At 72.9% G+C, this 1,806-nt stretch carries 2 protein-coding genes; both read left to right on the plus strand.

What is annotated here, in order from left to right:
• The coding region (locus G6028_RS12860) for a sensor histidine kinase (RefSeq protein ID WP_182659111.1) at nt 1-891 on the plus strand (891 nt) is incomplete at its 5' end.
• 69 nt (nt 892-960) lie between these two features.
• Nucleotides 961-1,806, plus strand: an 846-nt coding sequence (locus G6028_RS12865) for a histidine kinase (RefSeq protein WP_182659112.1), incomplete at its 3' end; no start/stop codon positions are given.

Raw genomic sequence — 1,806 nt, forward strand, 5'->3', positions numbered from 1 at the left:
GGACTGGCGACCGCGGTGTTCGTGCACTACGCGATGGGCCGCGTGCTGCGGCCGGTGGAATCGATCCGGTCGCGGGTGGCCGAGATCTCCGCCTCGGGGCGGGGCGAGCGGGTGCCGGTGCCCGAGGCGGAGGACGAGATCGCGCGACTGGCCCGCACGATGAACGCGATGCTCGCCCGCCTGGACGCCGCGAGGACCGCCCAGGTGGCCTTCGTGGGCGATGCCTCGCACGAGTTACGCAGCCCCCTGTCCACGCTGTCGACGCTGTTGGAGCTGTCCTCGACCTCCGGCACCCCGGTCGACGTGGAGACCGTGGACGACCTCCTGCTGCCCGAGGTCCAGCGGATGCGGTCGATGGTCGAGGATCTCCTCCTGCTGGCCAAGAACGACGAGCGGGGTGTCCCGCTGCGTCGCGAGGACGTGGACCTCGACGACATCGTCCTCTCCGAGGTCGGGCGGCTCCGTGGACTGGGCGGACTCGAGGTCACCGGCGCGGTGGAACCCGCCCGACTGGTCGGCGACCCCGACGCCCTGCTGCGGGTCGTGCGCAACCTCGTCGACAACGCGCGGCGGCACGCCCGTGAGGCCGTGATGATCGGGCTCACCGTGGATCGCACGGACCCCGCGGGACCGCGCGCCGTGATCACCGTCGACGACGACGGCGAGGGGGTGCCACCCGAGCAGCGTGACACGGTGTTCGACCGCTTCGCCCGACTCGACGCCGACCGCGCCCGCGGCACCGGGGGGTCCGGCCTGGGGCTGGCGATCGTCGCCGAGATCACCCGCTCCCACGGGGGATCGGTCCGGGTCGAGGACTCCCCCGCGGGCGGAGCGCGGTTCGTCGTGGACCTGCCGGTCGAGACCATCGGGGAACACCCCGACCAGCCGTGACCGACCCGGGCGGCCGCCGCTGCGGCGCCGCGCCACCGGCCGGACCGTGAGCGGATAGGCTCGGCTGTCGTGTGGGCCCGCCTGAACCGCCTCTTCGACGCCGAGGACGCATGGACCCGACCGTTGCCGGAGAACTACCTCCGGGCCGACGCGGTCCTCGCCCTGGCCATGTTCGCCTGCTCGGCCGTGGGACTGGAGATCCTGCGGAGCATGGGCGTGTTGGGCGGCGAGAGCGCTCCGCTGTGGGCCCAGTACGCGGCGATGGCGAGCGCGGCGGCCCTGCTCGCCATCCGCCGCCGACTCCCGCTCCTGACCGGCCTCGGCGCGACCGCGCATCTGCTCATCATCGGCAGCGTCATGCCGCTGGTGATGGGGCAGGTCTCCCAGCAGGTGCTGTACTTCATCGCCGTCTACTCCGCGGTGGCATGGGCCCGCGACCGCAGGGCTCTGGTCGGTGTGGCGGTGGGGATCACCGCCGCCCTCGTGGTGTGGATGATCTGGTACCTCGCGCTGGGATCGGGGATGCAGCAGATCCTCGACTCCCTCGATGACACCGACCGCTCGTCGGGGCTCGTCCCTCCCGTGCCCGCCTACCTCGTCTACACCGCGCTCATCAACATCGTCTACTTCGGCGGCGCCGCCGCACTCGGGATCGCCTCGTGGCGGGGTGCACGGCGCCGCCACTCCCTGGCCGAGCAGGCCGAGACCATCGAGAACCAGGCCGAGGCACTGCGAGACCGCGCCGTCGTCGAGGAGCGTCTGCGCATCGCCCGGGAGCTGCACGATGTGATCGCCCACCACGTCGCGGCGATCGGCGTCCAGGCCGGCGCCGCACGACGGGTCATGGGACTCGACCCCGACGCCGCCGCCGGCGCCCTGCGGACCGTCGAGGAATCCTCCCGCTCCGCGGTCGGG

Origin of the sequence: Dietzia cercidiphylli (assembly GCF_014145145.1) — a bacterium.
Classification (GTDB): domain Bacteria; phylum Actinomycetota; class Actinomycetes; order Mycobacteriales; family Mycobacteriaceae; genus Dietzia; species Dietzia natronolimnaea.